This window comes from Xanthomonas sp. BRIP62418 (assembly GCF_003993495.1).
Lineage (GTDB): Bacteria > Pseudomonadota > Gammaproteobacteria > Xanthomonadales > Xanthomonadaceae > Xanthomonas > Xanthomonas euroxanthea.
The window spans coordinates 115,220-123,773 of record NZ_QEZG01000022.1 but is presented as its reverse complement, the minus strand read 5'-3'; the positions used below and the strand labels follow the sequence as shown (position 1 = coordinate 123,773).

Below are 8,554 nucleotides of genomic sequence, written 5' to 3'. Positions count from 1 at the left end.
CGGAATGGGGAATGGGGAATGGGGATTCGGGAAGCGGGAAGCGGGAAGCGGGAAGCGGGAGGCGGGAGGCGGGAGGCGGGAGGCGGGAGGCGGGAGGCGGGAAAGCATCCGGGATCCGCGTTTCCGAGGCGATGCGTGTGTGGACCGCTCGCAGTGGATTGTCGAGGGCGCGCGAGGAGCGCGGCCCTGCGTCGCGGTTGCGGCAGGGCGCGCCTCGGCTGAGGACACCGCCAGTTCGGCAGATGTGCAGCGCGCCACCGCATCTACGCATGCGACACGCTGGGGCGCGGCGTATCGGCTGCACGGCCACGCGCTGGCGTGGCCGTGTGTGGCAGGTCAGGCCTGCTTGGGGCGTACCTGCACGTGCACTTCGGCCAGCTGATCGGCGGCGATCGGCGACGGGGCGTCGGTCATCAGGTCCTGCGCGCCGGTGGTCTTGGGGAACGGGATGACGTCGCGGATCGACTCGGTACCGGCCATCAATGCAGCGATGCGGTCGATGCCGAAGGCGATGCCGCCGTGTGGCGGGGCGCCGTAGTTCAAGGCATCCAGCAGGAAGCCGAACTTGGCACGCGCCTCATCGGCGCCGATGCCGAGCAGCTCGAACACGGCGCTCTGCATGTCCGGGCGGTGGATACGGATCGAACCGCCGCCGATCTCGTTGCCGTTGAGCACCATGTCGTAACCACGCGAGACCGCGGTGCGGGCGTTGGCGCGCAGGTCGGCGATGTCGTCCACCGCCGGCGCGGTGAAGGGGTGATGCAGGGCCACGTAGCGCTGCGCCTCCTCGTCCCATTCGAACATGGGGAAATCGGTAACCCACAGCGGCGCCCAGCCATCGGCGACCAGATTGAATTCCTTGCCGGCCTTCAGGCGCAGTGCGCCCATGAAGTCGGACACGGTGTTGTAGCGGCCGGCACCGAAGAACACGATGTCGCCGTTGGTTGCACCGACGTGCTTGAGCAGTGCGGCGAAGGCCTCTTCGCCGAAGAACTTGGCGATCGGCGAGCTGACCTCGCCGGTCTCCGACAGCTTGATGTAGGCCAGGCCCTTGGCGCCGTACTTGGCGGCGTGCGCGGCGTAGTCGTCGATCTGCTTGCGGCTCAGCGTGGCGCCACCGGGGATGCGCAGCGCGGCCACGCGGCCGTCGGCGTCATTGGCGGCGGCGGTGAACACCGGGAACTCGCTGGCCTTGACCAGCTCGGCCACATCGACCAGCTCCAGCGCGATGCGCAGGTCCGGTTTGTCCGAACCATAGCGACGCATCGCCTCGGCCCAGGTCATGCGCGGGAACTGCGCGGCCAGTTCGACGTCCACCACTTCGGCGAAGATGGCGCGGATCATGTCTTCGACGAAATCCTGCACGTCGCGCTCGCGCACGAAGGCAAATTCCATGTCCAGCTGGGTGAATTCCAGCTGGCGGTCGGCGCGCAGCGCTTCGTCGCGGAAGCAGCGTGCGATCTGGTAGTAGCGGTCGAAGCCGGCCACCATCAGGATCTGCTTGAACAGCTGCGGGCTCTGCGGCAAGGCGTAGAACTCGCCCGGATGCATGCGCGCCGGCACCAGGAAGTCGCGTGCGCCTTCCGGAGTGGCCTTGGTCAGGATCGGGGTTTCGATGTCCTGGAAATCGCGTGCGTCCAGGTGCCGGCGCAGCGCCTGCACCAGCTTGATGCGGGTGCGCTGCATGCGCTGCATTTCCGGACGGCGCAAATCCAGGTAACGGTACTTCAGGCGGGTTTCCTCGCCCGGGTTTTCATGCGCATGGAACGGCAGCGGCGCAGCCTTGTTGAGGATGCTGATGCGGGTGGCGATCACTTCCACCTTGCCGGTGCGCAGCTTGTCGTTGACCGCGTGACGCGCGCGCACCACGCCTTCGACCTGCAGCACGTCCTCGTAGCCGAGGCTGGCGGCCACCTTGAACAGCTCGGCGCTGGCGTCGTCGCCGGCCACCGGCTCCACCGTCACCTGCACGATGCCTTCGTGGTCACGCAGGTCGATGAAGCACACCCCGCCCAGGTTGCGGGCCACGTCGGTCCAGCCGGCGAGAGTGACGGTTTGGCCGATCAAGGTCTCATCGACCAGGCCGCAGAAGTGGGTACGCATCGAAAGCTCCGCTGAAAACCCGACGCAGGACGGCGCCGGAGAGCCGGATATTCTGGGGCCGGCGGGCGACAGGAGCAAATGCGCAGGCGCTCATGGCCGCTTAAGTCAGCGCCCGGCTGAATAGGCGCCAGACCCTTCCGCACCAAGGACGACACGATGCTGCGCACCGCCCTGCTGCTCTCCGGCTTCGGCCTGATCACCCTGACCGGCCTGCTGACCAGTGCGCCTGTCGCCGCGCAGGACCGTGGCTGGAACGGCCCCAGCATCACCTGCTCCAGCAACGACAACCGTCGCCGTGAGTGCGATACGCCGTTCCGCGGCCGCGCGGTGCTAGTCGAAAACATCTCCGGCACCCGCTGCATCGAAGGCCGCAACTGGGGCAGCGACCGCGGCCGGGTCTGGGTCGACAATGGCTGCCGTGGGCGCTTTGTCGATGGTCGCAACGGCGGCGGCGGCTGGGGCGGCAACACTGGCCCCGGCGGTGGCGGGGTCGCCGGTACGGTGCGCTGCGAGAGCAACGACCAGCGCCAGAAGATCTGTGACACCGGCTGGCGCCGCGCCATGCTGGTACGCCAACTGTCCAACACGCCCTGCGTGGAAGGCCGCAACTGGCGCCAGGACGGGGGCCGGATCTGGGTGGACGACGGCTGCCGGGGCGAGTTTGCGCAGGCACGCGGCGGCGGCTGGGGCCGGGGTGACGGCGGCGACGGTGGCCGCGACGACCGCCCGCGCAACGATTACGCCATCACCTGCGCCAGTGACGACCGCCGCCTGCGCACCTGCGGCTGGGATGGCCGCTATGGCCGCCCGGTGCTGACCCGCCAGCTGTCCGACACCCGTTGTGAAGAAGGCCGCAGTTGGGGGTACGACGACCGCCGCGCGACGCTGTGGGTCAACGATGGCTGCCGGGCGCGCTTCGAGGCACGTTGAGGCAGCAGGTACACGCGCCGCTTACGGGTCGGGACAGGGGGTTGCGGCTTCAGCACTGCCAGCCGCTGCCCGGCACCGCCCATCGTTGCGGCGCGCTGGTCCGGCTCAGGCAGGGTCGGCCGCGGGCTTGGCCGCGGGCTTGCTCTCGGCGGCGGCGGCGGTCGGCTTGGCATCGCCACCGGCGCTGCTGCTCTCGCTGAGGTTTTTCTTCTTCTCGCCCGCCGACTTGAAGTCGGTTTCGTACCAGCCGCTACCGGACAGACGGAACGACGGCGCGGTGATCTGGCGCTTGATCGTGGCCGCCGCGCAGGCCGGACAGGTCTGCGGATCGGGGTCGGCCATCTTCTGCAGGCGGTCGAAGGCGTGGCCGCAGGTGGTGCACTGGAAACCGTAGATGGGCATGGCAGGATCAGCTGAAGACGATGCAGGGGCGCAGATTCTAGACGGATGCGGGCAGGCAGGTGCAGTGGTGAATCTGCGCTTGACCACACGCGCACGCGTTGCCGGCGAGAGACATCGACCGGTGATCGCTGCGCGCCCGCCCGTGCGCCCGATGGGCGCCCGGCATCGCGGCTCCGTCGGCAGACTGCAAGGCGTGCGCGCGCATGCCGACGGTCGCCGGCCTGGGCACCGAGTGATGGGGCGGCGTGACCGTGCGAACTGCGCAGGCAGGCGGGGCCGTCATCCGGAACGTCGAACATCCATGCTTCGCGCCGAACTACAGCCAACCACTTGGTATCGAACGCCGAAAGCCAGCTGGCTTCGGTCAAGCCGCGCGACACGGGCTGCTACACTCGAACAGGTGATCGACGCGCCTCTTCCCCCACGAGGACCGCATCCATGTTGCGGCTGACTGCCTTACTGCTGGGCGTTGCCCTGCTGCTGACCGGCAGCGGGCTGCTCGGTACCCTGCTTGCCGTGCGCGGTGGCCAGGCCGGTTTCGATGCGCGTGCGCTCGGCCTGATCATGTCCGGGTATTTCGCCGGCTTCTTTCTCGGCACCTTCTTCGCACCGCCGCTGATTCGGCGCATCGGGCATATCCGCGCATTCGCGTTCTACGCGGCGCTGGCGGCGATCGCGGTGCTGCTGCATCCGATCTGGCTGAACGCCTGGGGCTGGGGATTGCTGCGGCTGGTCACCGGCGCGGCACTGGTCGGCCTGTACACGGTGATCGAGAGCTGGCTCAACGCCGAGCCGGACGCGCGCCGGCGCAGCCGGGTGTTTTCGGTGTACATGGCGATCAATCTGTCGGCATTGGCGCTGGGCCAGATCCTGCTCACCGCAGGCGATGCGGGCGCACCGGCGATGTTCACGCTGACGGCGATCCTGATCTGCGCGGCAGTGATGCCGGTGATGACCACGCGCCTGATTCCGCCCGAGGTGCCGCACGTGTCGCGCCTGCGCCTCAAGACGCTGTACGCGTTGGCCCCGGTGGCGACCATCGGCGCGGGATTGTCGGGCCTGGCGATGGGGGCGTTCTGGGGCTTGTTGCCGGTGTACGCCGACCGCATCGGGCTGGATGCCGACGGCGTGGCGATGTTCATGCTCACCGCCATCATCGGCGGTGCAGTGTTGCAGTGGCCGATCGGGCGCATCAGCGATGGACATGACCGGCGCATCGGCCTGGTCACGATCAGCATGCTGGCGGCCGGCATCGCGATCGCCGCCGCGGTGCCGATGGTGCAGGCACAGACGCAACTGTTGTTCGTGCTGTTCTTCGTGTACGGCGGCTTGGCGTTCTCGCTGTATCCGTTCGCGGTGGCACACATGCTCGATTACCTGCCGCGCGAAGATCTGCTCTCCGGCTGCAGCAGCCTGCTGCTGGTACATGGCGTGGGCGCGGCGATCGGTCCGGCCCTGGCCGGTGGCGCGATGCAGAAATTCGGCCCTGCCGCGCTCCCGGTCTATTTCGCGGTGATGCTGCTGGCACTCGCCGGATTTACCCTGGCACGCCTGCTGCGCTTCACGCGCCGCCGCATCCACCCGATCTCTTTCCGCCCGATGCTGCGCACCACCCCATCGGCGTTGGAGTTGATGCCGGAAACGCAGCAGGCCGAAGCACCGCCGCACACCAGGAGCGGCTAACGCCCCCGTTTCGCGGGCATCGGTCGCAGAGCCGATGATCTGCGGCTTGGCTGCGGGCCCTTGCCCGCCCACCATCGCAGGACACGCCGCAAGACAGAGCAGTTGATAGAAGGCCGTGTAGATCAGCTGTAGAGCCGATGGTCTGCGGCTTGGCCGCGGGGCCCTTGCCCGCCCACCATCGTGGGACACGCCGCAAGACAGAGCAGTTGATAGAAGGCCGTGTAGATCATCTGTAGAGCCGATGATCTGCGGCTTGGCTGCAGGGCCCTTGCCCGCCCACCATCGTGGGACACGCCGTGAATCCATCCATGGAGGCTCTGGCGCGGCATCCATGCCGCTCAAGGTCCCGCGACGGTGGGCGGACAAGGACCTGTCTGGATGGTCGGTGTGCGCAGCTGCGAGCAGGGCATGGCTTGCGTTGTTCGAATCACGTTGCGCCAGATCAGTTCCCGCGCAAGCCGAGCAACAGGCAGGCTGTCGACACGAAATATCGAAATGTCTCGTGTGCCGCTGCAAGCCGAGTGAAATGCTTTCGATAAGCAGCCGGACTAACGTCCTGAGGCGGTGTTCTTGCGGGTTGCGGGACCGTGTGGCGGCATGGATGCCGCCACCGAGCCCCCAGGGATGGGTTCACGGCGTGTCCCGCAAGCGGTGAGGGCGCTGCGCCCTCGACGACCTGAGCTTTTGACCCAAGCACTTGACCACCCCTCCAACGACGCGACGATTCGCATCGCCTGTCTTGGAATGAATAGCCTCGGTATGACACGCAGTTTCGGAGGTGTCGTTCAACGACCCAACGCGAAGCATGCAGACGGCGCTAGCCCGCAATCGTCCTTGCGGCAGGGCGTAGTAAAACCATCCAGTGATCCCGACCACACCTTTTGCGCGGTCATCATCACGCAATGCAAGCGCGGCAGTCTTTGCGGACCTCCCCGCTTGTTGGATTGTAATGGATTCGACGTCCTCCTCGCGCGTGCGCCATCCGGCCACGCTCGCGTTGCTACTGGTTCCGCTCACCCTGCCCGCCTACGCACAGCAAGCCCCCGATGGCGCAGCGTCTGGCCCGTCCGCGGCCGAACCGGGCAGCGCTGGCGAGCAGGTGTCCACGCTGGATCAGGTGCAGGTGGTCGGCCAGGCGATGACGTATTCCAGGACCAATGTCAGCAAGGAAATGCTGGACCGCCAGTTCGTGCTGGGCAGCGTCAACGATGCGCTCAACGAACTGCCCGGCGTGGTGGTCACCGAGGCCGATGCCTTCGGCTCGTCGGATTGGGGCACCCAGATCAGCATGCGCGGCTTCGTCAGCAATCGCGATACCCAGCAGATCGGTACCACCATCGATGGCGTGCCCAACGGCGGCTCGGCCTATGGCGGCGGCTCCAAGGCCAACCGCTTCATCGACATGCCGGACCTGGAAACGGTGGAAGTCAGCCAGGGCACCGCCGACATCGCCTCGCGCTCCAACGAAGCGTTGGGTGGCACCTTGAACTACCTCACCGGCGACCCGCTGGAAGAGCAGCGCGTGCGCGTGATCGGCGGCATCGGCGACAACCAGGCGCGCAAGTATTACGCGCGCTACGACACCGGCCTGCTCGGCGGCAACACACGCGCCTGGGTCAGCGGCTCGTCGGCACGCAACGACGACTGGATCGACGGCAGCGGCCACACCCGCCGCGACCACCTGGCCGGCAAGTTCGTCAGCGTGTTGGACAAGTGGACGCTCAGCGGCTACGCGTCCTACGACGATGCCGACGAATCCGAGTACACCAGCGTGACGCCCGAACAGTTCGTGCGCGACCCCGAGCACGACCTGCTGACCGGCACGCTCACCGGCATTCCGTACCTGGACCAGAACTATCGCTCCGGCTCGCGCGCGCTGCGCAAGAACACCTTCGGCTATCTGCGCGGCGCCTTCGATGGCGGCAATGGCTTCAAGACCACGCTGACCGGCTACGCGCACCGCATGCAGGGCCGTGGCGACTGGATTCCGCCGTATCTGGTGGATGTCACCAACGACGGCGCCGGCGCAGCGGAATCCGAAGCGCGTGGCGGCAACACCGTGTATGCCGGCAGCGACCTGGGCAAGCTGTATTACCTCACGCCCGGCGGCGCGGCGGCGACGATGCTGGCCGGTTGCACCGGCAGCGATGCGCTGCCTGCTGAATCCAACCCGGCCTGCTATCCGGCCGGTTCGGTGCCGGTGCAGTCGTATCGCCACAGCCACTACGACAACCACCGCGCCGGCGCAATGGCCGATGTGGAATGGCGCGCGGATCTGGGCGCCATCGACAACACCGTGCGTGCCGGTGCGTGGCTGGAACGTTACGACCGTAGCGTCACCCGCGACTGGCATCGCCTGCTCAACGTCGGCACCAACATCGGCTTCGATCATCAGCCGTACTGGGTGCAGTTCAAGGACGACTACCAGACCGACGAGCAGATGTATTACGTCGAGGACGTGATGCGTTACGGCGCCTTCGCCTGGCGCGTGGGCGTCAAGCAGTTCTTCGTCGACCAGACCCGCGACCGCCGCATCGGCGATGCGCAGCATGTGGAGTCGGATTCGCATTCGGACCCGCTGCTGTCGGCCGGCCTGACCTGGACCACCCCGGTGCAGGGCTTGGAAGCCTTTGCCGGGTATTCGCAGAACTTCGCCGCGATTCCCTCCGGCGTGCTGGGCGAAACCGACCCGGTCGCGCTGAGCCGGGTGCAACCGGAAACCGCCGACAACGTCGAACTCGGCCTTCGCCTGAGCCGCTGGCCGTTGACCGGCAGCGTGACGCTGTACGACATCCGCTTCGACAACCGCATCGTCTATGTGCCGGCCAACTTCGTCACCGGCATCGACTACCTGGGCGAAACCGATGGCGTGTACGAGAACTTTGGCGGCGTGCATGCGCGCGGCGTGGAAGCGGCGCTCGGCTATGGCTGGGACAACGGCTGGCGCATCAACGGTGCCTATACCTACAACAAGGCCGATTACCTGGGCAGCGGCGATGCCGCGCGCGACACCGCGCTGGAGATCACCCCCGGTGCGCAGGTGATCGGCCAACCGCGCAACACCTTGGTGGTGTCGGCGGACTGGCGCGGCCAGGCGTGGCGCTTCGGCGTGTCCGGGCGCTACCTGGGCAAGCGCTACCTGGACGCCTCCAACCGTGCGGCACTCGATGGCGTGACCACCTTCGATGCCAACCTGGGCGTGGAACTGTCGCAACTGTCGTCGCAGCTCAAGGGCCTGCAGCTGGCGCTCAACGTCAGCAACCTCACCGACAAGCGCTATCTGGAAGGCGTGGACGGCAGCGACAGCGCGTTCATCGGCGCGCCGCGCACGGTCGGGCTGACCGTGACGCTGGATCTCTAGCGTAGACGGCGCACCGCTGCCCGACAGGCGATAGGATTCCAGTGGATGGGGACAGATCGGGGAAAAGGCACATTA

5 protein-coding genes are annotated in these 8,554 nt (G+C 67.1%); 3 read left to right on the top strand and 2 right to left on the bottom strand.

The window, feature by feature from the left end; translation table 11 throughout:
- Positions 1 to 336 precede the first annotated feature (336 nt).
- The gene (aspS, locus tag EO174_RS02255; protein ID WP_126941989.1) at positions 337 to 2,103 is read right to left on the bottom strand and encodes an aspartate--tRNA ligase; all 1,767 of its coding nucleotides are present in this window, start codon (positions 2,101 to 2,103) and stop codon (positions 337 to 339) included.
- Between the two features lie 156 nt (positions 2,104 to 2,259).
- On the opposite strand from aspS, the gene EO174_RS02250 reads away from it, so the two are divergent.
- Positions 2,260 to 3,033, top strand: a complete 774-nt coding sequence (locus tag EO174_RS02250; RefSeq protein ID WP_126941987.1) for a DUF3011 domain-containing protein — start codon at positions 2,260 to 2,262, stop codon at positions 3,031 to 3,033.
- A 105-nt stretch (positions 3,034 to 3,138) separates the two neighbouring features.
- Here EO174_RS02250 and EO174_RS02245 read toward each other — a convergent pair whose 3' ends face one another.
- A complete protein-coding gene (locus EO174_RS02245) occupies positions 3,139 to 3,435 on the bottom strand; it encodes a zinc ribbon domain-containing protein (protein WP_126941985.1) in 297 nt (98 codons plus the stop codon).
- Positions 3,436 to 3,873: 438 nt separating this feature from the next.
- Between EO174_RS02245 and EO174_RS02240 the strand changes: the two genes are divergently transcribed.
- Positions 3,874 to 5,118: an MFS transporter gene (locus tag EO174_RS02240; RefSeq protein WP_104649771.1), complete on the top strand. Its 1,245-nt coding sequence runs from the start codon at positions 3,874 to 3,876 to the stop codon at positions 5,116 to 5,118.
- A gap of 949 nt (positions 5,119 to 6,067) precedes the next feature.
- Complete coding sequence (locus tag EO174_RS02230) at positions 6,068 to 8,479, top strand: TonB-dependent receptor (protein ID WP_126941981.1); 2,412 nt, start codon at positions 6,068 to 6,070, stop codon at positions 8,477 to 8,479.
- Positions 8,480 to 8,554: the final 75 nt, after the last annotated feature.

Bases quoted from the DNA above. Each gene is read 5' to 3' on its own strand.
- aspS (WP_126941989.1), bottom strand. From the start codon at position 2,103: ATGCGTACCCACTTCTGCGGCCTGGTCGATGAGACCTTGATCGGCCAA.
- EO174_RS02250 (WP_126941987.1), top strand. From the start codon at position 2,260: ATGCTGCGCACCGCCCTGCTGCTCTCCGGCTTCGGCCTGATCACCCTG.
- EO174_RS02245 (WP_126941985.1), bottom strand. From the start codon at position 3,435: ATGCCCATCTACGGTTTCCAGTGCACCACCTGCGGCCACGCCTTCGAC.
- EO174_RS02240 (WP_104649771.1), top strand. From the start codon at position 3,874: ATGTTGCGGCTGACTGCCTTACTGCTGGGCGTTGCCCTGCTGCTGACC.
- EO174_RS02230 (WP_126941981.1), top strand. From the start codon at position 6,068: ATGGATTCGACGTCCTCCTCGCGCGTGCGCCATCCGGCCACGCTCGCG.